This window comes from Legionella navarrensis, assembly GCF_052527415.1.
On the sequence record NZ_JBNVZR010000010.1, the window covers coordinates 76,003 to 97,720 of the forward strand.

Consider the following 21,718-nt stretch of genomic DNA (forward strand, 5'->3'; position numbering starts at 1 on the left):
TTAAGACTCCTAATATTAATCGCCAAGATTTGCTGGCGGCCAATTCTCAAGTTTCATTCCCAAAGACAAAGAACGAGACGCTAAAACGTCTTTAATTTCAGTCAGGGATTTTTTTCCAAGATTGGGTGTTTTTAACAATTCATTTTCAGATTTCTGAACCAGATCACCAATATAATAAATATTTTCTGCTTTCAAACAATTTGCAGAACGTACGGTAAGCTCCAGATCGTCAACTGGGCGTAGCAGTACAGGATCAAAATCGTTACGCTCTTTATTATCAATTCTTGACTCTTCGAATTTCATATCAACAAAAGCGTGCAATTGGCGTTGCAGAATAGTTGCAGATATACGAATAGCTTCCTCAGGATCCAGCGTACCATTGGTTTGCAGATCGATGGTCAGCTTGTCAAGGTCAGTACGGTTTTCAACACGCGCACTGTCAACAAAATAGGCCACTTTAACAACAGGAGAGAAGCTGTTATCGAGTTTAAGCTTTCCAACAGATTTGCTGGTCTGTTCTTCTTCAAAAACAGATGTGTAAGTATCTGTTGAGTGGAAACCGACACCTTTCTCAACCTTCATAGTCATGTTCAGCTTGCCGTTTTCGTTCAGCGTAGCAATAACCAGATCCGGGTTGACAATTTCCTGTCCCATTGCAAGTTGAATATCACCAGCTGTTACAACACAGGGGCCAGTAACGTTCAAAGAGAGCATAGCTTCAGTACCAGACGCGATACGAATAGCGACCTGCTTTAAATTCAAAAGCAGATCGACAACGTCTTCATGCATACCTTCAATGGTGCTGTATTCATGCAGCACGCCATCAATCGTAACTTCGGTAATAGCCCATCCTGGCATGGAAGATAACAGGATACGCCTGAGTGCATTTCCGAGCGTATGTCCATACCCACGCTCCAACGGCTCCAGAACGATTCTGGAGTGATTGTTTGATTCACTTTGTACCTTCAGTACAGATGGAGTCAGCATTTCATTTATTTCTGTATGCATATACATTTGGCAAGTCTCCGAGCTTACTTAGAGTAATGTTCAACAACCAAATTCACGTTAAAGACAGATGGCAGGTCACTTAAAGTTGGAGCTGACGCAAACGAACCTTTTAACATGTTAGTGTCTACAGTTAACCAGTCGCAGGAGCTACGTTGCTCAGACAGGGCAACAGCGGCTTTAACGCGGCCTTGTTCTTTTGCCTTTTGTCTTACCGATACAACATCACCAGGGCTTACAAGATAAGATGGAATGTTTACAACTTCGTCGTTAACAACGATACCTTTGTGAGTAACCAATTGTCTGGCTTCAGCACGCGTGCTGGCGAATCCCATTCTGTAAACTACGTTGTCAAGACGGCGCTCGAGCAGAATCAAAAGGTTTTCACCTGTAGAACCTTTTTGGCTTGCTGCTTTTTTGTAGTAGTTACGGAATTGCTTTTCAAGCACGCCATAATAACGTCTGATTTTTTGTTTCTCACGTAACTGAACACCGTAATCATTCAATCTTGGCTTTTTATCACCATGCTGTCCAGGTTGTTTTTCAGACTTGCATTTTGATTTATGATCACGCACACCACTTTTCAGATCAAGGTCAAAGCCTTCTCTACGCGACAATTTACATTTGGGACCAAGGTACCTAGCCATTAATTACTCCTGAATCTTAAACGCGACGTTTTTTAGGTGGCTTACAACCATTATGGGGTATGCCTGTCACATCGGTAATTTCTACAATTTTGAAATCCTGTGAAATAAGTTCACGAATTGTGGATTCACGTCCGGGTCCAGGACCATGGACAAATACCGCAACGGATTTCATACCATATTCTTTTGCTACAACAGCCGCACGTTCGGTTGCTATCTGAGCAGCATAAGGTGTACTTTTACGTGATCCTCTGAAGCCGGATCCGCCAGATGTAGCCCAGCACAGGGCGTTACCTTGACGATCAGTAAAGGTTACAATCGTATTATTGAAAGAAGCATGAACGTGAACAATACCATCCGATACAACACGTTTGATCTTTTTTCTCGTTTTTTGCTGTTTTGCTTTAGCTATAGCCATCTCTCTATCCTACATTTATTATTTAGAAACGCCCTTACGACGACCTTTACGTGTACGAGCATTTGTTTTGGTCCGTTGACCACGCAAAGGAAGTCCGCGTCTATGGCGTAGACCGCGATAGCAACCCAAGTCCATCAGGCGTTTAATATTCATCGTAACGACACGACGCAAATCACCTTCTACCGTCATTTTGGCTATTTCGGTACGTAATGCTTCCAGTTTTTCTTCAGAAACCTGAGAAACTTTAGTTGCTGTATCAACGCCGATAGCATTACATAATTTGATTGATGTCGTTCTTCCGATTCCGTAAATTGATGTCAATGCAATTACGATATGTTTATTATCCGGTATATTTACACCTGCAATACGAGCCATTAATCTCTCCGTACGTTATTTTTTGCTCTGCCAGAAAGGGACAGAAGAATACTATTTAATTGAAACAAAATCAAGCAAGGATTACCCTTGACGCTGTTTATGCCTTGCTTCTTTGCAGATTACACGAATGGTACCATTACGTTTAATAATCTTGCAGTTTCTGCAAAGGCGTTTTACTGATGCTCTAACTTTCATTCGTAACTCCGATAATAATCATAAAAGACCAGGTAATTTGGTCCCTTTAAAATTGGCCTTTTTCATCAGTGAGTCATATTGTTGTGTCATAAGATGCGCCTGAACCTGTGCTACAAAGTCCATAATCACAACAACAATAATCAAAAGTGAAGTTCCGCCAAAATAAAAAGGCACATGCCAGGTATACATTAAAATTTGTGGTAACAAACACACAAGCACAAGATAAAGAGCACCAATTAATGTCAATCTGGTCATTACAGAATCGATATAACGGGTTGTTTGTTCACCAGGCCTGATACCAGGAATGTATGCTCCTGATTTCTTCAGATTCTCGGCAGTGTCTTTAGGATTAAAGACAAGTGCAGCATAGAAGAAAGCAAAGAACAGGATCGCAGCTGCATACACAATCAAATATAAAGGTTGACCAGGAGACAGTGCCATTCCTATATCAGATAACCATTCCATGCCTTTACCCTTTGCAAAGAACTGTGCAAGTGTTGCGGGCAGTAAAATAATGCTTGAAGCAAATATGGGGGGAATAACACCCGACATATTGATCTTCAGTGGTAAATGACTGGTTTGAGCTGCATAAACTTTTCGTCCGTGGGTACGCTGGGCATAGTTAACACGAATACGCCGTTGGCCTCGCTCCATGAAAACCACAAAACCTGTTACTAAAACCACAATTACAGCGACCAGAATCAAGGTCAAAGCCTGCATCTGCCCTTCTTTCACCTGCTGGAAAACGGATGCCAGCGCTGTAGGCATACTGGATACAATCCCAGAGAAGATGATCAGTGAAATACCATTGCCAACGCCCTTCTCAGTGATTTGCTCACCCAGCCACATCAGGAACATAGTGCCTGTCACCAGAGTAACAACACAGGTAAAGTAGAAAAAGAAATCCGGGTTGAGAGCGATATGCTGTCCGGCAAGCCATCTGGCCATACCTAAAGACTGAAATATACCAAGAACCAGGGTAAGGTAACGGGTATATTGATTTATTTTTCTTCTGCCCGATTCACCCTCTTTTTTCAACTGTTCAAGTTTAGGTGAAACTACCGAAAAAAGCTGTATGATAATTGAGGCCGAAATATAAGGCATGATTCCGATAGCAAACACGGTAACACGGGATAACGCGCCACCCGAGAACATATTAAACAAGCCAAAAATGGTATTTTGCTGCTCGCCAAAAAAATTAGCTAATTTTTGGGGATCCAGACCGGGGACTGGAATGTGAGCTCCGAGTCTGTAAACAAGAATACCAATAATCACAAAGATAATTCTTGCTTTCAACTCAGCCAATCCACCTTTGGATTGGCCACCAGATACTTTTCGGTTAGTCATATTATTCTTCTATGCTTCCACCAGATTGTTCAATCGCTGCGCGAGCACCTTTGGTTACACGCAATCCCTTTACTTTAATTGCTGTGGTGATTTCGCCAGAAAGAATAATTTTGACGTCACGGATAAATTTGTTAATTACGCCCTTAGCGCGCAACACTTCCAAATCAATCACATCAACATTCAATTTAGCCAGTTCAGACAAATTAACTTCGTCAACAAATTTATTCACGCGAGACTTAAAGCCCATTTTAGGCAGTCTTCGCTGAATAGGCATTTGTCCGCCTTCGAAGTTAATTTTGTGGAAGCCACCAGCACGAGCTTTCTGACCTTTATGTCCTTTACCACTGGTTTTACCCAGGCCAGAACCAATTCCACGTCCAACTCTTCGTCGCGAAGGGCGTGAACCAGGATCCGGAGACAGCGTATTTAAATTCATCAGGCACACTCCTCAACTTGCAACATGTATCCCACCATGTTAATCAGTCCACGAATTGATGCATTATCAACATGAACTACAGAACTGTTCATTTTACCCAAGCCTAATTGCTTAACAATCATAACGTGTTTGGGTTTTCTTCCAATTGGACTTTTAACCAGGGTAATTTTAACGTTTTTACTCATGATTGATCCGCCATAATCTGTTCAACGGTTTTACCACGCTTTGCAGCAACATAATCGGGCGTACCAATGTTGGTGAGTGCACCAATGGTTGCACGGACAATATTGCTTGGATTGGTTGAACCAATACTCTTAGCCAGAATATTATGTACGCCTAAAACTTCCAGTACGGCACGCATTGCACCACCGGCAATAATTCCGGTACCTTCACTAGCGGGTTTCATAAAGACTTTTGAAGCACCGTAGTTCCACGTAATTTCGTGATGAATGGTAGTACCCGCCAGAGGGATGTACGTCATATTCTTTTTAGCCTGTTCCATTGCCTTTTGGATAGCTACTGGAACTTCACGGGCTTTACCGCGACCATAACCGACTTTACCTTTACCGTCACCAACGACGACTAAAACTGCAAAACCGAATACACGACCGCCCTTAACAACTTTTGCTGTTCTTGTAACTGAAACCAGTTTTTCCTGGTAACCGTCACTCACTTTTGTGTCTTCAAATGCCATTACCGTTCCTTAAAAATTCAAACCAGCTTCGCGAGCACCATCTGCCAGGGCTTTGACACGGCCGTGAAATTTATAACCAGCACGGTCAAATGCTATATCAGTGATTTGTTTCACTTTGGCTCGCTCACCTAAAAGCTTGCCCACCTGACGTGCCTGCTCGACTTTTGAGCCGCTTAAAGTAGATCTTAATTCTTTATCTACGGTAGATGAGGATACCAGAACGACATCACCCATCTCGCTGCGAACAATAACCTGTCCGTAAATATGATTGCAACTTCTGCTCACAACCAGACGCGGACGTGGATCGGATAATCGACGTTGAATAGCCTTGGCTTTTAAACCACGTCTTTTCCGTTTCAGCTCTTTATTAATCATAATTAGACCCTATTTCTTTTTAGCTTCTTTACGAGCAATCTGTTCACCGGCATATTTAACACCTTTGCCTTTATAGGGCTCTGGCGGCCTGAATGCACGAATCTCGGAAGCAACTTGACCCAGTAGCTGTTTATCAATACCACGAACAATAATTGTTGTGTTATTGGGTGTCTCTACTGCCACACCTTGGGGTAAAGTGTATTCAACGGGGTGTGAAAAACCCAAAGAAAGGTTAACAACATTCCCAGAAGACTGGGCACGGTAACCTACACCAACCAATTCCAGCGTAACGGCGAAACCTTCGGTTACACCTTTTACCATGTTGCTGAGAAGTGCTCTTGCTGTTCCAGCCTGAGCCCAGCCTGCAGGATCATTCGACGCGGGTGCGAAAATAATTTTATTGTCGGCATCGGTGTCTCGGGAAATGCTCACCAACTTGCTGAACGCCTGGCTTAATTGACCTTTAGGGCCCTTAACAACCATACATTCGTCAGATAAAGTCAGCTCAACGCCAGCGGGCAATAAAACAGGTGCCTTTGCTACTCTTGACATATTAAACCTCGCTACAATTAAGCAACTTCACAAAGAACTTCGCCGCCAACACTGTTGTTTTTAGCCGCAACATGTGTCATTACCCCTTTGGATGTAGACATAATTGCCACACCGAAACCAGGTATTGAAGGAAGATCCTTAGAAGATTTATATACTCGTAAACCTGGACGGCTGATGCGCGCAATGCGATCAATAACGGGTCTACCGTGGTAGTATTTTAATGCTATTGTCATTTTTTTCAGATTATTTTCCAATGATTCAATACTGTAATCGAGGATATAACCTTCTTCTTTCAGTACTCGAGCGATATCTTCTTTCAACCTGGATGAGTTGAGTGTAACGCTCTGATGTTTAGCCTGCTGACCATTTCGAATTCTAGTCAACATATCAGCTACAGGATCATGCATACTCACGCGTTTTCTCCATAGAATAATTGATTACCAACTGGATTTACGTCCACCGGTAACATTGCCAGTCATTAATTGTTGCCGCAAACAAATTCGGCACAGTCCAAATTTACGATAAACAGCATGTGGACGTCCGCATTGCTGACATCGTGTGCTGTTTCGAACAGGGTTTGAATTAAGTGGCAGCTTAGCTAATTTTGCCTGAGCTTCCATAATGGTATCAAAATCATTGGATGACTTGATAACAACTTTTAATTCTTCTCGTCTTTGTCTATATTTCTCAACTAGCCGGGAACGTTTATTATGTCGTTCGAGCATTGATCTTTTAGCCACAATTGCACCCTTCTTTAATGTTTTTCTCTATCTTTCAAAGGCAAATTAAATGCTTCAAGCAACGCTTTTGCCTCTTCATTGGTTTTAGCACTCGTGGTAATACAGATATCTAAGCCACGAATACCATCCGTTTTATCATAATCAATTTCTGGAAACACGATTTGCTCATGCAGACCCATGCTGTAGTTGCCAGTACCATCAAATGACTTGGGGTTCAGCCCACGAAAATCACGTACACGAGGTAGTGTAATTGTAATCAGACGGTCCAGAAATTCATACATCCGTTGTTTTCGTAATGTAACTTTGCAGCCAATTGGCCAACCTTCGCGGATTTTGAAACCAGCAAGAGATTTTTTGGCTTTGGTAACAACTGGTTTTTGGCCAGCGATTAAAGTCATATCTTCAAGGGCATGGTTCATTACTTTTTTATCACCAACAGCTTCGCCAACACCCATATTCAAGGTGATTTTAAGGACTCTTGGTACTTCCATCACGCTTTTGTAGCCGAATTTTTTCATCATCATTGCTACAACTTCGTCGTGATAATATTTTTTCAATCTAGCCATTACAGTCACCTAATTATACTAAGTCAATAACTTCATTGTTAGATTTGAAATATCTGACTTTATGCTTGTTACCATCCTTCTCAATGAATCTGAACCCTACTTTATCCGCTTTCCTGGATGTTGGGTTGTACATTGCTACGTTTGAGACATTCAGAGGGGCCTCAAGGGTTAAAATGCCACCCTTTTGATCTAACTGTGGGTTAGGTTTAACGTGCTTCTTTATCAGGTTGGCACCTTCAACGATTACCGAATCAGGGAATACGCGCAATACCTTGCCCATGTGTCCCTTACTTTTACCTGCAGTCACGATAACCGTATCGCCTTTACGAATGCGCTTCATAATAATTACCTCTTACAGAACTTCAGCAGCAAGAGAGATGATTTTCATGAATCGCTCTCTAAGCTCACGTGTTACAGGCCCAAATATACGGGTACCAATAGGCTCATTCTGATTATTTAACAGAACAGCCGCATTACCATCAAAACGAATCAGTGAGCCATCGTCACGTCGCACACCCTGCGCGGTTCGCACAACGACTGCCTTCATCACGGCACCTTTTTTAACTTTACTACGTGGTATTGCATCTTTAATGCTGACTTTTATAACATCACCAACACGCGCGTAACGTCTATGGGATCCACCAAGCACTTTGATACACATCACTTTGCGTGCTCCGCTGTTATCGGCAACTTCGAGCACCGTCTGCATTTGTATCATTTTAATCTCCAGCTCTAAATACGACCAGAAAAAGGTTGCTGATTATATCAGCCCTTATGGTATTTTAAAAGTCTATCGCAGTGATTTAGGAAATAACTTCTTCCAGCACCCAACATTTTGTTTTGGATATTGGACGAGTTTCACGGATTTTGACTGTATTGCCAATCTGACCAATCTCTTTTTCATCATGGGCATGTAATTTTGTTCTGCGTTTCATAATCTTGCCGTATTTAGGATGTTTTACGGTTCGTTCAACGAGAACAACAATTGTTTTGTTCATTTTATCACTTACAATTTTGCCCACCATGGTTCTGGCGTTCGTTTCACTATTCAACATGAGTCGTTCCAACCTTTTCAGTCATAATTGTTTTAACTCTGGCAACGGCTCTTCTAATCTGTGTAACTTCGTGATGCTTATCAAGCGTGCCATTGGCCTTTTTCATTCTCAATTTGAACTGTAACTTTCTAAGTGATAAGAGTTCAGTATTGAGTTCTTCGGCACTTAATTTTCGTAGTTCACTAATCTTTTTCATTACATTATCTTCCTTTCTTCAAACATCACTTTGAAAGGCAGCTTGGCTTTTGCAAGATCAAAGGCTTCAATGGCCAACTCTCTTGTAACTCCTTCCATCTCAAACAATACCTTACCAGGCTGAATTTGAGCTACCCAATATTCTACACTTCCCTTACCTTTACCCTGTCTGACTTCTAAAGGTTTTTGTGTAATAGGCTTGTCAGGAAACACACGAATCCAGATCTTTCCGCCACGCTTAATGTGACGGGTCATGGCTCTACGTGCTGCTTCAATTTGACGAGCTGTCAAACGTCCGCGCTCTACTGCTTTCAAACCGAATTCACCAAAGCTGATATTGCTTCCTCTTTGAGCAAGGCCTCGGTTTCGGCCTTTCATTTGTTTTCTGTACTTAGTACGATTAGGCTGTAACATGATCAAAAATCCTCACTCATTTACTGCTTTCAGCGTTACGGTTTTTTTGCGGGAGAATTTCCCCTTTAAAAATCCATACCTTGACACCAATAATACCATAGGTTGTCTTAGCTTCAGCGGTTCCATAATCAACGTCAGCCCGGAACGTGTGTAAGGGAACACGGCCTTCACGGTACCATTCACTTCGGGCGATTTCAGCACCACCCAAACGACCACTAACGCATATTTTAATACCTTTGGCGCCTGCTTTAAGCGCTGTCTGAACAGCGCGCTTCATAGCACGTCGGAACATAACGCGTTGCTCTAACTGCTGAGCGATGCTTTCACCAACGAGAGTTGCATCCAATTCTGGCTTTTTGACTTCTTCAATGTTCAAGTGAACAGGAACACCAAGTTTTGCTGCAATTTCGCTACGCAAACCTTCAATACCGCCACCTTTTTTACCAATCAGAACGCCAGGACGTGCTGTATGAATTGTAACAACAGCATTATTCGCAGGTCTTTCGATCTGGATGCGGCTTACAGCAGAGGACATTAATTTTTTCTTAAGATCTTTTCTTAAGTTAATATCTTCGTTCAATAATTTGGCATAATTTTTACTGGCGTACCATTTAGAATTCCAGTCTTTAGTGATGCCCAAACGAATACCAATTGGGTGTACTTTCTGTCCCATAATTATTCCCCGTCAGAAACAATGATTGTCATGTGGCAGGTTCGTTTACAAATACGATTTGCACGACCCTTGGCTCTTGGGCTGACTCGCTTCAGAGTAGCTGCCTCATCCACAAAAACCACACCGACTTTCAGCTCGTCAATATCAGCACCGTTGTTGTTCTCGGCATTAGCTACCGCAGATTCCAACAGTTTCAGCATCAGACCAGCACCTTTTTTAGGTGTGTAACGTAAAACGTCAAGTGCTCGTGAAACCGGCATACGACGAATCATATCTGCAACCAGCCGACCTTTTTGTGCCGACAGGGGAGCATTTTTTAATTTTGCTGTAACTTCCATCATCGCCTCTTACTTACCTTTGGCTTTTCTGTCGCCAGAATGGCCTTTAAATGTTCGAGTCATCGCAAACTCACCCAACTTATGACCAACCATGTTATCAGTAATAAATACTGGAACATGATCTTTGCCATTGTGAACTGCAATAGTCAGCTCAATCATTTCAGGAATAATTGTCGAGCGTCGGGACCAGGTTTTAATTGGTTTTTTTGACTTGGCTTTTACCGCATCAGTTACTTTGTTAAGTAAATGCAGATCAATAAATGGACCTTTTCTTATGGAACGTGCCACCTTAATATCCTCTTAACTGATTATTTCTTCTTACGTCCTCTGACAATAAATTTGTCAGTGCGCTTGTTGTTACGAGTTTTGTATCCCTTAGTAGGAACGCCCCAAGGTGTAACTGGATGACGTCCACCAGACGTTCTACCTTCACCACCACCATGAGGGTGATCAACGGGGTTCATCGCAACACCACGAACTGTAGGTCTAACACCGCGCCAGCGTGTAGCACCAGCTTTACCCAGGGAACGTAAACTATGTTCGCTGTTACTGACTTCACCAATTACGGCACGGCAACTGGCAAGAATTTTGCGCATTTCGCCTGAGCGTAATTTTAAGGTTGCATATGCACCTTCTTTAGCTACGAGCTGACCACTGCATCCAGCGCTACGCAGCATTTGCGCACCTTTACCAGCTTTCATCTCAACACAGTGAATGGTTGTACCTACCGGTATGTTTCGCAAAGGCAGACAATTTCCTACACTGATGCTCGATTCTTCACCACTTACTACTACGTGACCAACTTCCAAACCAGATGGAGCGATAATGTAACGCCGTTCACCGTCTTTGTAAACGATTAATGCAATCAGGGCTGAACGATTTGGATCGTATTCAATCCGTTCAACACGTGCCTCAATACCATCTTTGTTTCTTTTAAAGTCAATAATCCGGTACTTACAACGGACGCCACCACCTATGTGACGTACGGTAATTCTACCCTGATTATTTCGTCCACCAGTTTTCTTCAGCTTCTCTACCAGTGGTGCATGAGGTTGTCCTTTATGAATATTATGATGAACAACCTTCAACTCACCTCGTTTACCAGGTGAGGTTGGTTTTGATTTTAATAGTGCCATCTTGATTCTGCCTTATTCTGCCACGGTGAAGTCAATGTCATAACCTTCATGCAACGAAACGAACGCTTTTTTCCAGTCATTACGTTTTCCATTCAATTGCTTGAAACGCTTTCTTTTACCCATGACGTTTACCACGGACACATTTTTCACTTTGACGTTAAACATCTGTTCAACTGCCTGTTTTATTTCAGGCTTAGTAGCTGTACACAAAACCTTAAAGGTAAACTGCTTAAACTTTTCAGCTAAAACCGTTGATTTCTCGGAAGTGTGTGGCTCACGAAGAACCATTAATAAACGTTCGGCATTCATTGTAACAACTCCTCAAGACTTTTAACTGCTTCGCTGGTCATAAGAACTTTTTCAAAACGAAGTAATCCAACAGGATCAAGTGATGCAACATCACAAATATCAAAGTCAATTAAATTTCTTGAACCCAGATATTCCTGTTCACCAATTTCATTCATGACGATAAGCGCGTTACTTATGTTTAACTCGTTCATTTTAGCAATGAAATCTTTCGTTTTGTGCGATGCACATTGAAAATCATTGACCACAACGAGGTTGTCATTTCGTATGAGTTCGGAGATTATACTACGCAAAGCGCGTTTGTACATTTTTTTATTAATTTTTTGGCTATAGTCACGTTTCTTAGAAGCAAATGTGACACCACCCGAACGCCAGATTGGGCTTCTGATGGTACCTGCACGAGCTCGACCTGTACCTTTTTGATTCCATGGCTTCTTTCCACCACCACGAACTTCAGAGCGGGTTTTCTGTGCACTGTTACCAGATCGGGCATTATTCATAAAGGTTACAACAGCCTGATGAATAAGTCCTTCATTATAATTATAATCAAATACATGTTCACTAACATTTAAGGAAGTGTTGGTATCTTTTGTTACAAGTTCCATTATTCTCCCCTCACCTTAATCTTGACCGCAGGTAAAATTGTTACCCTTGCACCAGGATGTCCGGGAATAGCACCTTTGATCAACAACAAATTACGCTCAGCATCTACTCTGACCAGCTCAAGACTTTGGGTTGTACAACGCACATTACCCAGATGACCAGCCATTTTCTTGCCTTTAAATACTCGGCCTGGAGTCTGATTTTGTCCGATAGAACCAGGAACACGGTGTGAACGTGAGTTACCGTGTGTAGCATCCTGTGTTCTAAAGTTGTGACGTTTTACTGTACCAGCAAACCCCTTACCCTTTGATGTGCCGACTACGTCAACAAACTGTCCATTCTGAAAAACATCACTGACAGACAGTACCTGTCCATTAGAGTAACCATCAATTGAAGGAACGGTGAACTCTTGAATCATGTCACCAGCTTCAATTTGAGCTTTAGCAAAATGGCCTGCGAGAGGCTTGTTAACATGACTGGATTTCTTTTCACCGCCAGTCAATTGAACCGCCACATACCCATCAGTCTCGATAGATTTCAGTTGAGAAATCCGATTGGGGATTACTTCAACTACAGATACTGGTACGGAAGCGCCTTCCTCTGTAAAGACGCGCGTCATACCTACTTTTCTGCCAATCAACCCTATTGTCATTGTAATACCTCGTTAGTATCCTTTGTCTTGAATCGACTATTCATCGTCAAGACTAATCTGAACATCAACCCCTGCAGCCAGATCCAGTTTCATTAAGGCATCCACTGTTTTTTCAGTTGGATGCACAATGACAACCAGGCGCTTGTGAGTCCGCAATTCATACTGATCTCTCGCATCTTTGTTAACATGCGGTGATGTCAATACAGTGAATTTTTCCTTTTTAATCGGAAGTGGTATGGGCCCACGTATCTGGGCGCCCGTTCTCTTCGCCGTTTCAACGATCTCACGTGTTGATGTATCAATCAGACGATGATCAAAGGATTTAAGACGAATTTTAATATTTTGATTGTTACTCATTTTACTCACTCAATAATTTTTGCAACAACACCAGCACCTACGGTGCGACCACCTTCACGAATCGCGAATCGCAAACCTTCATCCATCGCAATAGGCGAATGCAGATTGACAATAAGCTGTACGTTATCACCAGGCATAACCATTTCAATACCTTCCGGTAAATCACAGGAACCGGTTACGTCTGTTGTTCTGAAGTAAAACTGTGGGCGATAACCATTAAAGAACGGTGTATGACGGCCACCTTCGTCTTTGGACAGAACGTATACTTCTGCTTCAAACTTGGTATGTGGCTTGATCGTACCTGGTTTTGCAAGTACCTGACCACGCTCAACTTCGTCACGCTTGGTTCCACGCAGCAGAACACCTACGTTATCTCCAGCACGACCTTCGTCAAGCAGTTTACGGAACATCTCAACACCCGTGCAGGTTGTCTTGACAGTATCACGTATACCAACGATTTCAACTTCTTCACCAACTTTAACAATACCTGATTCAACACGACCGGTTACCACAGTTCCGCGTCCAGAGATTGAGAATACGTCTTCAATCGGCAGCAGGAATGGCTTGTCAATGTTACGGACAGGCTCTGGGAAGTAACTGTCCATAGTAGCAACGAGCTTCTCAATGGCTGGTACACCTATATCACTGGTGTCACCCTCAAGCGCTTTCAGTGCTGAACCAACAACGATAGGAATGTCATCGCCAGGAAAATCATATGAACTCAGCAGGTCACGAACTTCCATCTCAACCAGTTCCAGCAGCTCGGCATCGTCTACCATGTCCGCTTTGTTCAGGAATACAACGATGTAAGGTACACCGACCTGACGTGACAGCAGAATGTGCTCGCGAGTCTGTGGCATTGGGCCATCCGCTGCAGATACTACCAGAATAGCGCCGTCCATCTGTGCAGCACCGGTAATCATGTTCTTGACGTAGTCAGCATGGCCTGGGCAGTCAACGTGTGCGTAGTGACGGTTCTGAGACTCATACTCTACGTGTGCTGTTGAAATAGTAATACCACGCTCACGCTCTTCTGGAGCCGCGTCAATCTGGTCGTATGCCTTCGCTGTACCACCATGCAGTTTAGCCATAATTGTGGTTATTGCAGCAGTCAGTGTCGTTTTACCATGATCCACGTGTCCAATTGTTCCCACGTTGATATGTGGCTTTTTACGTTCAAATTTTTCCTTAGCCATTTTCAATACCTCATTAACTTTTATTGTTTCTTGATAATTGCTTCAGCAATATTGGTTGGAGCCTCAGCATACCTGGAAAACTCCATAGTATAAGTTGCCCTTCCCTGTGTTGCTGAACGAACGTCGGTAGCATAGCCAAACATTTCAGCAAGTGGTACTTCAGCACGTATAATTTTCCCAGCTGGAGTGTCTTCCATACCTTGAACCATTCCTCTTCGGCGGTTCAAGTCACCCATTACATCACCCATATAATCCTCTGGGGTGACAACTTCCACATTCATAATCGGCTCCAGCAAAACGGGCTTAGCTTTCAACGCGCCTTGCTTAAAGCACTGTGAGCCGGCAATTTTAAATGCCATTTCACTTGAATCCACTTCGTGGAAGGAACCATCAAACAACGTCACTTTAACATCTACTACCGGGAAACCGGCAATAACACCGTTTTGAAGTTGTTCCTGAACACCTTTATCGACTGCTGGAATGTATTCCTTGGGAATCACACCACCAACAATCGCATTGACAAATTCGTAGCCTTTACCGGGCTCTTGAGGCTCGATTTTCAGCCATACATGACCATACTGACCACGACCACCTGACTGACGGACGAATTTGCCTTCCTGTTCAACCGCTTTTTTAAGCGTCTCGCGATAAGCAACCTGTGGCTTACCTACGTTGGCTTCCACGCTGAATTCGCGTTTCATGCGGTCAACAATGATTTCCAGATGCAACTCACCCATACCCTGGATGATTGTCTGTCCTGTTTCCTCGTCTGTATGTACGCGGAAAGAAGGATCTTCCTGAGCCAGTTTACCCAGTGCTATACCCATTTTTTCCTGGTCAGCAAGGGTTCTGGGCTCTACTGCGACAGCAATAACCGGGTCTGGAAAATCCATACGTTCGAGAATAACAATGTTATTCATGTCACACAGGGTATCACCGGTTGTTACCGTTTTTAAACCAACCGCGGCAGCGATGTCGCCAGCGCGAACTTCCTTAATCTCTTCGCGTGAGTTCGCATGCATTTGCAGCAGTCGACCAATACGCTCTTTTTTACCTTTTACGGAGTTATAGACAGAATCTCCGCACTTCAATACTCCGGAGTAAACACGGAAATAATTCAGTGTTCCTACAAAAGGATCCGTTGCAATTTTAAATGCAAGTGCTGCAAATGGTTCATCGTAGGAGGTAGAGCGGAATATTTCATTTCCCTGCTCATCTGTTCCTCTGATGGCTGGAATATCCAGTGGTGAGGGCAGATAATCGATAACACCGTCAAGAACTGCCTGAACACCTTTGTTCTTAAAGGCAGAGCCACAAAAGACGGGAACAACTTTATTTGTTACCGAAAGAGCTCGCAAAGCAGTTTTGATCTCAGACTCTGTGAGAGCTTCACCTTCCAGATATTTTTCCATCAACTCTTCAGAAGCTTCTGCAGCGGCCTCGTTAATTTTTGCCAGGTATTTTTCGCAGTCTGCCAGCATGTCGGCTGGTATATCGCGGTACTCAAAAGTCATACCCTTGTCATCTTCATCCCAGTGGATAGCTTTCATTTTAATGAGGTCTACGACACCCTTAAAATCGTCCTCTGAGCCGATGGGCAGCTGCATCACAACCGGATTTGAGCCAAGACGTTTTTGTATCTGTTCAACAACACGTATGAAGTTGGCACCCATACGATCCATTTTATTTACAAAAACGATCCTTGGAACACCGTATTTGTCTGCCTGTCTCCAGACGGTTTCAGATTGGGGCTCAACACCAGAAACAGCATCGAAAACAACAACCGCGCCATCAAGTACGCGAAGGGAGCGCTCAACTTCAATCATGAAGTCTACGTGCCCAGGTGTGTCGATAATGTTAATACGATGACGGGAATACTGTTTATTCATCCCTTCCCAGTAACAGGTGGTAGCCGCTGAAGTAATTGTTATTCCGCGTTCCTGTTCCTGAACCATCCAGTCCATTGTTGCAGCACCGTCGTGTACTTCACCAATCTTATGCGACATACCAGTATAATAGAGGACGCGCTCTGTGGTGGTGGTTTTCCCAGCATCCACATGTGCAGCGATTCCAATATTTCTGTATTGTTCCAAAGCAGTGGCCGACACGACTTATCTCTCCGTTAATTCCATCTAAAATGAGCAAACGCCTGGTTGGCTTTGGCCATTTTATGGGTATCTTCACGTTTTTTAGTCGCAGCGCCTTTGTTTTCAAAAGCATCCATCAATTCACCCGCTAAACGCAGCATCATACCCTTTTCGCCACGCGAACGTGCTGCCTGAACGATCCAGCGCATGCCGAGGGCAATACTGCGATCAGTTCTGACTTCGACGGGTACCTGGTAAGTTGCGCCGCCTACACGACGTGAGCGAACTTCAAGAGTTGGTCGAACGTTATCAAGAGCCTGTTCAAATTGACGCAGAGCACTTGAACCTGATGTCGAGCCAGACTCGCCTTCCTCATCTTCAGCCTTGCGATTTTTTTTGATTCGCTCAGCCATTACGGAAAGCGCGCCGTAAATAATTTTTTCGGCAGTTGATTTCTTACCGCTTACCATCAACACGTTAATGAACTTAGCTAACAGTTCACTGTGATGTTTTGGATCAGGTAATATTTCGCGTTTGGGTACTTCTCTTCTTCTTGGCATGTCAGCTTCCTACAATTCAGATTATTTCTTGTCTTTCGGCTTTTTGGTACCGTACTTGGAGCGACCTTGTTTACGATCACTGACACCTGAGGTATCCAAACTACCACGAACCGTATGATATCGAACCCCTGGCAAGTCTTTTACACGACCACCACGAATCAAAACCACGGAGTGCTCCTGAAGATTATGCCCTTCCCCACCAATATAGGAAGACACTTCAAAACCATTTGTCAGGCGAACACGCGCGACCTTACGCATAGCTGAGTTAGGCTTTTTAGGTGTTGTTGTATACACACGGGTACACACGCCTCGTCGTTGCGGACAAGACTCAAGCGCCGGGACGTTACTTTTTTTCTTAGCGTCCACTCTGGGCTTTCTTACTAGCTGGTTAATCGTAGCCATTTATTCTTAACTCCGAACTTTACTTTTATATTAATTTCGAATGCATAAGGAGGCCGGATTCTATTATAGGTAGAGCAGACTTGTCAAGTTCAAATCTGCCCTGCCCTATTCAGATCCTGGCTATTGCTCCTGATTGTCAGCATTAAGTGCTTCACTTAATGCATGCTCAACGTCCAGAGCTGTTACCGTATGCGTACTTTGTTCACCAGCTGCAAGAGCCTTTGCACGTCTGGCTTTTCTCTTTTGATGGTAGGTATAGCCAGTTCCAGCTGGAATCAGTCTTCCCACCATTACGTTTTCTTTCAGTCCACGTAAATCATCTACCTTCCCGCTGACTGCAGCTTCCGTCAACACGCGTGTTGTTTCCTGGAAGGATGCCGCTGAAATAAAGGACTCTGTTGCCAGGGACGCCTTGGTAATACCAAGGAGAATGGGCGTGCCTCGGGCAAGCTCTTTATTTTCCGCTGCCAGCTTATCGTTTTCCTGCAGCATCATGCTTTCCTCAACCTGCTCACCGACGAGGAACTTAGAATCTCCTGCGTAGGTAATAACACGTTTTCTGAGCATCTGACGTACGATTGTTTCGATGTGTTTATCGTTAATCTTTACACCTTGTAAACGGTATACGTCCTGTACTTCGTTAACAATATAGTTCGCCAGGGCACCCACACCCAGCAGTCGCAGTATATCATGCGGGTTCAGTGGGCCTTCAGCAATTAACTCACCACGCTCAACATGCTCGCCTTCGAATACAGAAATATGTCGCCATTTAGGTATAAGCTCTTCATGCGCCTGATTCTCGGATTCGGTAATGATCAGTCGTCGTTTACCCTTTGTTTCCTTGCCAAAATTAACAATACCAGACACTTCGGCCATAACCGCAGCATCTTTTGGCTTTCGCGCCTCGAACAGGTCAGCCACACGAGGCAGACCCCCGGTGATGTCTCTTGTTTTTGAACGCTCTTGTGGTATACGCGCAATAACGTCACCAATTCCAACCAGATTGCCATCTTCAAAGTTAATAATAGCGTCCACTGGCAGGTAGTATTGAGCTGGTACGTTGGTTCCTGCGAGGAATATGTCTTCCCCGTCATCGGATATCAGCTTAACCATCGGGCGCATATCTCGTCCAATAGCACTGCGCTGTTTGGCGTCGATCACCACAATATTACTCAGACCTGTTAGCTCATCGGTCTGACGATTCATGGTCAAACCTTCAATTAAATCGATAAACTTCAGTTTACCGGTCACTTCCGAGATAACGGGGTGCGTATGCGGATCCCAGCTTGCGATAACCTGGCCTGCTTCCGCAACCACGTTGTCCTGTACCGTCAGAACAGCACCATAAGGAAGCTTATAGCGTTCGCGCTCGCGTCCGAAATCATCGATAATGCACACTTCACCGGAACGGGATACTGCTACAAGGTTTCCGTTTTCATGTTTTACCGTCTTAATATTATGCAGACGAATAACACCCTTGTTTTTAATCTGAATGTTGTTGGCAGCTGTTGCCCGCGATGCCGCACCACCGATATGGAAGGTTCTCATCGTCAGCTGAGTACCAGGCTCACCAATAGACTGAGCAGCGATGATTCCAACAGCTTCACCCGTATTAACCAGATGACCTCTCGCCAGATCACGACCATAGCATTTAGCGCACAGACCAAAACGTGTCTTACATTCAATAGGTGAACGTACCAGTACTTGATCTACGCTGTGCTTCTCGAGTGTTTCAACCAATGCCTCATCAAGCAGAGTTCCTGCCTTGACCAGCGGCTCGTCCTGATTAGGTATGAATACATCGGTTGCAACAACACGACCCAGTACACGCTCATGCAAAGGCTCAACGATATCACCACCCTCAATAAGAGGCTGCATGAGGATACCTTTATCTGTTCCACAATCGTCTTCAGTAATAACTACGTCCTGAGCAACATCCACCAGACGTCGTGTCAGGTACCCTGAGTTCGCTGTTTTCAACGCGGTATCGGCCAGACCTTTACGAGCTCCGTGAGTAGAAATAAAGTACTGGAATACGTTCAGTCCTTCACGGAAGTTCGCTGTAATGGGCGTCTCAATAATGGAACCGTCTGGAGCAGCCATCAATCCACGCATACCTGCCAGCTGACGAATCTGGGCAGCGGAGCCCCGCGCGCCGGAGTCAGCCATCATGAAGATTGGGTTGAACGACGGTTGTCTTACTGTTTTACCATCACGATCGACTACTTCTTCGGTAGCGATTCTTGTCATCATCGATTTGGCGACCATTTCGTTTGTGCGCGACCAGATATCGATTACTTTATTGTAGCGTTCGCCATTGGTAACCAGACCTGAGCGGAACTGCGATTCTATTTCGCGAACTTCATTATCAGCCTGCTCAATGATTAGTGCTTTATCTTCTGGTATTTCCATGTCTTCAATACCAATTGAAGCACCACCGCGCGACGCATATTTAAAGCCCATATACATCAGCTGGTCAGCGAAAATTACCGTTTCCTTGAGGCCAAATTTTCGGTAACAGGTATCAAGTACCTTTGAGATGGCCTTTTTAGTCATAGGACGGTTGATTTGCGAGAAAGGCATTCCTTTGGGAAGTATCTCGGACATAATGGCTCGACCAACCGTTGTTTCTATCAGTTCTTTTTTACCAGCTTCGCCGTTCTCGTCATACGTCTGCATACGAATTTTGACTTTCGCATGAATATCAATCAAATCTGCTTCGTAGAAGTTCTGAGCTTCCTGTGGGCTTGCAAAGCATTTGCCCTCACCAGGTGCGTTTATGCGTTCACGCGTCAGATAATACAGACCGAGTACAACGTCCTGGCTGGGAACAATAATAGGCTCACCACTGGCTGGTGAGAGTATATTGTTGGTAGACATCATTAATGAGCGCGCTTCCAGCTGAGCTTCAAGCGTCAGTGGAATATGCACAGCCATCTGGTCACCGTCGAAGTCCGCGTTATATGCTGTACATACCAGCGGATGAAGCTGAATTGCCTTGCCTTCAATCAGAACCGGCTCAAATGCCTGAATACCTAATCTATGCAGCGTGGGCGCCCGGTTAAGAAGAATGGGATGCTCGCGAATTACGTCTTCAAGTATATCCCAGACCACAGGCTCTTCACGCTCGACCATTTTTTTGGCTGCTTTGATGGTAGTAGCGAGACCACGGAATTCCAGTTTGCTGAAAATGAAGGGTTTGAATAATTCAAGCGCCATCTTTTTCGGCAGACCGCACTGATGCAGTTTCAACGTAGGGCCAACTACGATAACCGAACGACCTGAATAATCCACACGCTTTCCGAGCAGGTTTTGACGGAAACGACCCTGCTTACCCTTAATCATATCAGCCAGGGATTTCAGAGGGCGTTTATTGGTACCGGTAATAGCACGACCACGTCGACCATTATCCAATAAGGCATCAACCGATTCCTGCAACATGCGTTTTTCGTTTCGGACAATGATGTCTGGCGCGTTAAGATCCAACAGTCGTTTCAGTCGGTTGTTTCGATTGATCACACGACGATACAAATCGTTTAGATCGGAGGTAGCGAATCGGCCGCCATCGAGAGGAACCAGAGGACGGAGGTCGGGTGGAAGAACGGGCAATACGTCCATGATCATCCACTCTGGCTTGTTTCCAGATTCGTAAAAAGCCTCGATCAGTTTCAATCGTTTTGTAATTTTCTTAATCTTTGTTTCTGAGTTGGTCGTTGGCAACTCTTCTCTTAATGAGCGGATCTCATCTTCGAGATCAATTTGTCGCAACAGATCACGAATGGCTTCGGCACCCATACGGGCATCGAATTCATCACCATACTGCTCCATCGCTTCCAGATAGACTTCATCATTGAGCAATTGTCCACGCTCAAGCTCGGTCATACCAGGATCAACAACGACAAATGCTTCAAAATACAGAACACGCTCAATATCACGCAGTGTCATATCCAGCAACAGACCAATACGGGATGGCAGTGATTTGAGGAACCATATGTGAGCAACTGGACTGGCAAGCTCAATGTGCCCCATACGCTCACGTCGAACTTTGGCGAGCGCCAGCTCAACACCGCACTTTTCGCAAATAACGCCACGATGTTTCAATCGTTTGTATTTTCCGCAAAGGCATTCGTAGTCTTTAACAGGACCGAATGTTTTAGCGCAGAACAAACCATCACGTTCAGGTTTGAACGTTCGATAGTTAATTGTCTCAGGCTTTTTAACTTCACCATAAGACCATGATCTAATTAAATCCGGTGAGGCCAATGCAATTTTAATTCGGTCAAATTCTTCTGTCTGACCTTGTTGTTTAAGCATGCCAAGTAAATCACTCATTACCGGTGGTTTGCGTATGGGAGTAGTCAAGTCTATGCCTCCAAAAAATTATAGTCAGAATACAT

32 protein-coding genes are annotated in these 21,718 nt (G+C 44.1%); all 32 read right to left on the reverse strand.

Features of this window, described 5'->3' with window-relative positions:
* Positions 1-15: 15 nt before the first annotated feature.
* Positions 16-1,008, reverse strand: a complete 993-nt coding sequence (locus ACQUTA_RS07580; protein ID WP_444987666.1) for a DNA-directed RNA polymerase subunit alpha — start codon at positions 1,006-1,008, stop codon at positions 16-18.
* Positions 1,009-1,031: 23 nt separating this feature from the next.
* Positions 1,032-1,652: a 30S ribosomal protein S4 gene (gene rpsD / locus ACQUTA_RS07585; RefSeq protein ID WP_444987630.1), complete on the reverse strand. Its 621-nt coding sequence runs from the start codon at positions 1,650-1,652 to the stop codon at positions 1,032-1,034.
* Between the two features lie 16 nt (positions 1,653-1,668).
* Positions 1,669-2,067: a 30S ribosomal protein S11 gene (gene rpsK / locus ACQUTA_RS07590; protein WP_444987631.1), complete on the reverse strand. Its 399-nt coding sequence runs from the start codon at positions 2,065-2,067 to the stop codon at positions 1,669-1,671.
* Between the two features lie 18 nt (positions 2,068-2,085).
* Positions 2,086-2,442 (reverse strand): 30S ribosomal protein S13, encoded by a 357-nt coding sequence (gene rpsM / locus ACQUTA_RS07595; RefSeq protein WP_444987632.1) that lies wholly within the window; start codon positions 2,440-2,442, stop codon positions 2,086-2,088.
* Positions 2,443-2,523: 81 nt separating this feature from the next.
* The gene (gene rpmJ, locus ACQUTA_RS07600; protein ID WP_444987633.1) at positions 2,524-2,637 is read right to left on the reverse strand and encodes a 50S ribosomal protein L36; all 114 of its coding nucleotides are present in this window, start codon (positions 2,635-2,637) and stop codon (positions 2,524-2,526) included.
* Between the two features lie 18 nt (positions 2,638-2,655).
* The gene (gene secY / locus ACQUTA_RS07605; protein WP_444987634.1) at positions 2,656-3,984 is read right to left on the reverse strand and encodes a preprotein translocase subunit SecY; all 1,329 of its coding nucleotides are present in this window, start codon (positions 3,982-3,984) and stop codon (positions 2,656-2,658) included.
* A gap of 1 nt (position 3,985) precedes the next feature.
* On the reverse strand, positions 3,986-4,420 hold the full coding sequence (rplO, locus tag ACQUTA_RS07610; RefSeq protein WP_444987635.1) for a 50S ribosomal protein L15: 435 nt from the start codon (positions 4,418-4,420) through the stop codon (positions 3,986-3,988).
* Positions 4,420-4,605, reverse strand: coding sequence for a 50S ribosomal protein L30 (gene rpmD / locus ACQUTA_RS07615; protein ID WP_444987636.1), 186 nt, complete (start codon positions 4,603-4,605; stop codon positions 4,420-4,422). The genes rplO and rpmD overlap by 1 nt, the downstream gene beginning before the upstream one ends.
* Entirely contained in the window at positions 4,602-5,114 is a 513-nt protein-coding gene (gene rpsE, locus ACQUTA_RS07620; RefSeq protein ID WP_444987637.1) for a 30S ribosomal protein S5, read from the reverse strand. Before rpsE ends, rpmD begins: the two co-directional genes overlap by 4 nt.
* Positions 5,115-5,123: 9 nt before the next feature.
* Complete coding sequence (gene rplR, locus ACQUTA_RS07625) at positions 5,124-5,486, reverse strand: 50S ribosomal protein L18 (protein ID WP_444987668.1); 363 nt, start codon at positions 5,484-5,486, stop codon at positions 5,124-5,126.
* Between the two features lie 12 nt (positions 5,487-5,498).
* A complete protein-coding gene (gene rplF / locus ACQUTA_RS07630; RefSeq protein ID WP_444987638.1) occupies positions 5,499-6,041 on the reverse strand; it encodes a 50S ribosomal protein L6 in 543 nt (180 codons plus the stop codon).
* A 17-nt stretch (positions 6,042-6,058) separates the two neighbouring features.
* Positions 6,059-6,448 (reverse strand): 30S ribosomal protein S8, encoded by a 390-nt coding sequence (gene rpsH, locus ACQUTA_RS07635; protein ID WP_444987669.1) that lies wholly within the window; start codon positions 6,446-6,448, stop codon positions 6,059-6,061.
* Positions 6,449-6,478: 30 nt separating this feature from the next.
* The gene (gene rpsN, locus ACQUTA_RS07640; RefSeq protein WP_444987639.1) at positions 6,479-6,781 is read right to left on the reverse strand and encodes a 30S ribosomal protein S14; all 303 of its coding nucleotides are present in this window, start codon (positions 6,779-6,781) and stop codon (positions 6,479-6,481) included.
* 14 nt (positions 6,782-6,795) lie between these two features.
* Complete coding sequence (gene rplE / locus ACQUTA_RS07645) at positions 6,796-7,347, reverse strand: 50S ribosomal protein L5 (RefSeq protein WP_444987640.1); 552 nt, start codon at positions 7,345-7,347, stop codon at positions 6,796-6,798.
* 13 nt (positions 7,348-7,360) lie between these two features.
* Positions 7,361-7,687, reverse strand: a complete 327-nt coding sequence (gene rplX, locus ACQUTA_RS07650; protein WP_444987641.1) for a 50S ribosomal protein L24 — start codon at positions 7,685-7,687, stop codon at positions 7,361-7,363.
* A 12-nt stretch (positions 7,688-7,699) separates the two neighbouring features.
* Positions 7,700-8,065, reverse strand: coding sequence for a 50S ribosomal protein L14 (rplN, locus tag ACQUTA_RS07655; RefSeq protein ID WP_006872243.1), 366 nt, complete (start codon positions 8,063-8,065; stop codon positions 7,700-7,702).
* An 85-nt stretch (positions 8,066-8,150) separates the two neighbouring features.
* Entirely contained in the window at positions 8,151-8,402 is a 252-nt protein-coding gene (gene rpsQ / locus ACQUTA_RS07660; protein ID WP_444987642.1) for a 30S ribosomal protein S17, read from the reverse strand.
* The gene (gene rpmC / locus ACQUTA_RS07665; RefSeq protein WP_444987643.1) at positions 8,392-8,598 is read right to left on the reverse strand and encodes a 50S ribosomal protein L29; all 207 of its coding nucleotides are present in this window, start codon (positions 8,596-8,598) and stop codon (positions 8,392-8,394) included. Before rpmC ends, rpsQ begins: the two co-directional genes overlap by 11 nt.
* On the reverse strand, positions 8,598-9,011 hold the full coding sequence (gene rplP / locus ACQUTA_RS07670; protein WP_444987644.1) for a 50S ribosomal protein L16: 414 nt from the start codon (positions 9,009-9,011) through the stop codon (positions 8,598-8,600). The genes rpmC and rplP overlap by 1 nt, the downstream gene beginning before the upstream one ends.
* 16 nt (positions 9,012-9,027) lie before the next feature.
* Positions 9,028-9,684 carry a 30S ribosomal protein S3 gene (gene rpsC / locus ACQUTA_RS07675; protein ID WP_444987645.1) on the reverse strand — a complete coding sequence of 219 codons (657 nt, stop codon included), beginning with the start codon at positions 9,682-9,684 and terminating at the stop codon, positions 9,028-9,030.
* A gap of 2 nt (positions 9,685-9,686) precedes the next feature.
* Positions 9,687-10,022 (reverse strand): 50S ribosomal protein L22, encoded by a 336-nt coding sequence (rplV, locus tag ACQUTA_RS07680; protein ID WP_444987670.1) that lies wholly within the window; start codon positions 10,020-10,022, stop codon positions 9,687-9,689.
* A gap of 9 nt (positions 10,023-10,031) precedes the next feature.
* Positions 10,032-10,310: a 30S ribosomal protein S19 gene (gene rpsS / locus ACQUTA_RS07685; RefSeq protein WP_444987646.1), complete on the reverse strand. Its 279-nt coding sequence runs from the start codon at positions 10,308-10,310 to the stop codon at positions 10,032-10,034.
* A gap of 20 nt (positions 10,311-10,330) precedes the next feature.
* Positions 10,331-11,158, reverse strand: coding sequence for a 50S ribosomal protein L2 (gene rplB / locus ACQUTA_RS07690; RefSeq protein ID WP_444987647.1), 828 nt, complete (start codon positions 11,156-11,158; stop codon positions 10,331-10,333).
* 12 nt (positions 11,159-11,170) lie between these two features.
* Entirely contained in the window at positions 11,171-11,467 is a 297-nt protein-coding gene (gene rplW / locus ACQUTA_RS07695; protein WP_444987648.1) for a 50S ribosomal protein L23, read from the reverse strand.
* On the reverse strand, positions 11,464-12,069 hold the full coding sequence (gene rplD / locus ACQUTA_RS07700; protein ID WP_444987649.1) for a 50S ribosomal protein L4: 606 nt from the start codon (positions 12,067-12,069) through the stop codon (positions 11,464-11,466). The genes rplW and rplD overlap by 4 nt, the downstream gene beginning before the upstream one ends.
* The gene (rplC, locus tag ACQUTA_RS07705) at positions 12,069-12,719 is read right to left on the reverse strand and encodes a 50S ribosomal protein L3 (RefSeq protein ID WP_444987650.1); all 651 of its coding nucleotides are present in this window, start codon (positions 12,717-12,719) and stop codon (positions 12,069-12,071) included. The genes rplD and rplC overlap by 1 nt, the downstream gene beginning before the upstream one ends.
* Before the next feature lie 36 nt (positions 12,720-12,755).
* On the reverse strand, positions 12,756-13,076 hold the full coding sequence (gene rpsJ, locus ACQUTA_RS07710; RefSeq protein WP_444987651.1) for a 30S ribosomal protein S10: 321 nt from the start codon (positions 13,074-13,076) through the stop codon (positions 12,756-12,758).
* Positions 13,077-13,081: 5 nt separating this feature from the next.
* A complete protein-coding gene (tuf, locus tag ACQUTA_RS07715; protein WP_444987652.1) occupies positions 13,082-14,272 on the reverse strand; it encodes an elongation factor Tu in 1,191 nt (396 codons plus the stop codon).
* A gap of 20 nt (positions 14,273-14,292) precedes the next feature.
* Positions 14,293-16,380 carry an elongation factor G gene (fusA, locus tag ACQUTA_RS07720; protein ID WP_444987653.1) on the reverse strand — a complete coding sequence of 696 codons (2,088 nt, stop codon included), beginning with the start codon at positions 16,378-16,380 and terminating at the stop codon, positions 14,293-14,295.
* Between the two features lie 14 nt (positions 16,381-16,394).
* Positions 16,395-16,919, reverse strand: coding sequence for a 30S ribosomal protein S7 (gene rpsG / locus ACQUTA_RS07725; protein WP_444987654.1), 525 nt, complete (start codon positions 16,917-16,919; stop codon positions 16,395-16,397).
* Between the two features lie 21 nt (positions 16,920-16,940).
* Complete coding sequence (gene rpsL / locus ACQUTA_RS07730; protein WP_444987655.1) at positions 16,941-17,321, reverse strand: 30S ribosomal protein S12; 381 nt, start codon at positions 17,319-17,321, stop codon at positions 16,941-16,943.
* Between the two features lie 120 nt (positions 17,322-17,441).
* Positions 17,442-21,653: a DNA-directed RNA polymerase subunit beta' gene (gene rpoC, locus ACQUTA_RS07735; protein WP_444987671.1), complete on the reverse strand. Its 4,212-nt coding sequence runs from the start codon at positions 21,651-21,653 to the stop codon at positions 17,442-17,444.
* Positions 21,654-21,718 lie beyond the last annotated feature (65 nt).

What these genes read in the sequence shown, in the direction of transcription:
- rplN (WP_006872243.1), bottom strand. Translation starts at nt 8,065, where the DNA reads ATGATACAAATGCAGACGGTGCTCGAAGTTGCCGATAACAGCGGAGCA.
- rplC (WP_444987650.1), bottom strand. Translation starts at nt 12,719, where the DNA reads ATGACAATAGGGTTGATTGGCAGAAAAGTAGGTATGACGCGCGTCTTT.
- rplX (WP_444987641.1), bottom strand. Translation starts at nt 7,687, where the DNA reads ATGAAGCGCATTCGTAAAGGCGATACGGTTATCGTGACTGCAGGTAAA.
- rplF (WP_444987638.1), bottom strand. Translation starts at nt 6,041, where the DNA reads ATGTCAAGAGTAGCAAAGGCACCTGTTTTATTGCCCGCTGGCGTTGAG.
- rpmD (WP_444987636.1), bottom strand. Translation starts at nt 4,605, where the DNA reads ATGAGTAAAAACGTTAAAATTACCCTGGTTAAAAGTCCAATTGGAAGA.
- rpsG (WP_444987654.1), bottom strand. Translation starts at nt 16,919, where the DNA reads ATGCCAAGAAGAAGAGAAGTACCCAAACGCGAAATATTACCTGATCCA.
- rplB (WP_444987647.1), bottom strand. Translation starts at nt 11,158, where the DNA reads ATGGCACTATTAAAATCAAAACCAACCTCACCTGGTAAACGAGGTGAG.
- rplD (WP_444987649.1), bottom strand. Translation starts at nt 12,069, where the DNA reads ATGGAACTTGTAACAAAAGATACCAACACTTCCTTAAATGTTAGTGAA.
- rpsL (WP_444987655.1), bottom strand. Translation starts at nt 17,321, where the DNA reads ATGGCTACGATTAACCAGCTAGTAAGAAAGCCCAGAGTGGACGCTAAG.
- rpsC (WP_444987645.1), bottom strand. Translation starts at nt 9,684, where the DNA reads ATGGGACAGAAAGTACACCCAATTGGTATTCGTTTGGGCATCACTAAA.
- rpsQ (WP_444987642.1), bottom strand. Translation starts at nt 8,402, where the DNA reads ATGTTGAATAGTGAAACGAACGCCAGAACCATGGTGGGCAAAATTGTA.
- secY (WP_444987634.1), bottom strand. Translation starts at nt 3,984, where the DNA reads ATGACTAACCGAAAAGTATCTGGTGGCCAATCCAAAGGTGGATTGGCT.
- rplP (WP_444987644.1), bottom strand. Translation starts at nt 9,011, where the DNA reads ATGTTACAGCCTAATCGTACTAAGTACAGAAAACAAATGAAAGGCCGA.
- ACQUTA_RS07580 (WP_444987666.1), bottom strand. Translation starts at nt 1,008, where the DNA reads ATGCATACAGAAATAAATGAAATGCTGACTCCATCTGTACTGAAGGTA.
- rpsD (WP_444987630.1), bottom strand. Translation starts at nt 1,652, where the DNA reads ATGGCTAGGTACCTTGGTCCCAAATGTAAATTGTCGCGTAGAGAAGGC.
- rpsJ (WP_444987651.1), bottom strand. Translation starts at nt 13,076, where the DNA reads ATGAGTAACAATCAAAATATTAAAATTCGTCTTAAATCCTTTGATCAT.
- rplW (WP_444987648.1), bottom strand. Translation starts at nt 11,467, where the DNA reads ATGAATGCCGAACGTTTATTAATGGTTCTTCGTGAGCCACACACTTCC.
- rpmC (WP_444987643.1), bottom strand. Translation starts at nt 8,598, where the DNA reads ATGAAAAAGATTAGTGAACTACGAAAATTAAGTGCCGAAGAACTCAAT.
- rpsM (WP_444987632.1), bottom strand. Translation starts at nt 2,442, where the DNA reads ATGGCTCGTATTGCAGGTGTAAATATACCGGATAATAAACATATCGTA.
- rplV (WP_444987670.1), bottom strand. Translation starts at nt 10,022, where the DNA reads ATGGAAGTTACAGCAAAATTAAAAAATGCTCCCCTGTCGGCACAAAAA.
- rpmJ (WP_444987633.1), bottom strand. Translation starts at nt 2,637, where the DNA reads ATGAAAGTTAGAGCATCAGTAAAACGCCTTTGCAGAAACTGCAAGATT.
- rplO (WP_444987635.1), bottom strand. Translation starts at nt 4,420, where the DNA reads ATGAATTTAAATACGCTGTCTCCGGATCCTGGTTCACGCCCTTCGCGA.
- rplE (WP_444987640.1), bottom strand. Translation starts at nt 7,347, where the DNA reads ATGGCTAGATTGAAAAAATATTATCACGACGAAGTTGTAGCAATGATG.
- rpsE (WP_444987637.1), bottom strand. Translation starts at nt 5,114, where the DNA reads ATGGCATTTGAAGACACAAAAGTGAGTGACGGTTACCAGGAAAAACTG.
- tuf (WP_444987652.1), bottom strand. Translation starts at nt 14,272, where the DNA reads ATGGCTAAGGAAAAATTTGAACGTAAAAAGCCACATATCAACGTGGGA.
- rpsH (WP_444987669.1), bottom strand. Translation starts at nt 6,448, where the DNA reads ATGCATGATCCTGTAGCTGATATGTTGACTAGAATTCGAAATGGTCAG.
- rpsK (WP_444987631.1), bottom strand. Translation starts at nt 2,067, where the DNA reads ATGGCTATAGCTAAAGCAAAACAGCAAAAAACGAGAAAAAAGATCAAA.
- rpoC (WP_444987671.1), bottom strand. Translation starts at nt 21,653, where the DNA reads ATGAGTGATTTACTTGGCATGCTTAAACAACAAGGTCAGACAGAAGAA.